This is a genomic window from Veillonella sp. S13053-19 (genome assembly GCF_002959835.1).
GTDB lineage: Bacteria > Bacillota > Negativicutes > Veillonellales > Veillonellaceae > Veillonella > Veillonella rogosae.
Map to the genome: position 1 here is coordinate 1 of NZ_PPDA01000001.1, position 1,189 is coordinate 1,189.

General features: G+C 43.4%; 1 pseudogene. It reads left to right on the forward strand.

The features are described from left to right. A pseudogene (locus VEHSUH06_RS00005) lies at positions 1-1,189 on the forward strand (hypothetical protein); the annotation flags it as partial.

Consider the following 1,189-nt stretch of genomic DNA (forward strand, 5'->3'; position numbering starts at 1 on the left):
TGGTGATGATACTACTGTTGTGAGTCGTAAACATGGCGAACAACTTAACATTAAAGGTGGTGCATCTACAACTGCAGCAGATCTTACAGACGGTAACATTGCTGTATTAGGCGATGCCACAACAGGTACATTAAACCTTAAATTGGCAAAAGCCTTAACAGGTTTAACATCTGCTACGTATACAGATGCAGCAGGTAACACAACGACTGTAACTGGTGGCTCCACTACGATTGCTGATGCAGCGGGTAATACACAAACATTGGCACCAACAAAATCTGAAATTAAAGATAATGCTGGTGTATCCACTGTGACTACCAAAGATGGTGTAACTGCAACAGATGCCGCAGGCAATACAACGGCGTTGACAAACGGTGGTGTAAGCACTACTGATGGCGCAGGTAATACGACAGCACTTACAAAAAGTGGTTTATCTACAACAGATGGTACTAATACTACAACGGTAACACCAAACGGTATGACTGCTACGGATGGTACAAATACTGTTAAAGTGAACGGCTCTGGTATTGATGCAGGCAACACAGAAATTAAAAATGTAGCAGCTGGCACAACAAATACATCTGCTGTTAATAAAAAGCAAATGGATGATGCTATTAATAAAGCTACAGGCGATGCAACTCACGAGTTCGCTGGTGATGATACTACTGTTGTGAGCCGTAAACATGGCGAACAACTTAACATTAAAGGTGGTGCATCTACAACTGCAGCGGATCTTACAGACGGTAACATTGCTGTATTAGGTGATGCCACAACAGGTACATTAAACCTTAAGTTGGCAAAAGCGTTAACAGGCTTAACATCTGCTACGTACACAGATGCAGCAGGTAACACAACGACTGTGACTGGTGGTACTACTACGATTGCTGATGCAGCGGGTAATACACAAACATTGGCACCAACGAAGTCTGAAATTAAAGATAACGCGGGTGTATCCACTGTAACTACAAAAGACGGTGTGACTGCAAAGGATGCCGCAGGCCATACAACGGCATTGACAAATGGTGGCGTAAACACTACTGATGCCGCAGGCAATACAACAGCGTTAACAAACGGTGGTGTAAGCACTACTGATGGTGCAGGTAATACGACAGCACTTACAAAAGGTGGTTTATCTACAACAGATGGCACTAACACTACAACGGTAACACCAAATGGTATGACTGCCACAGAT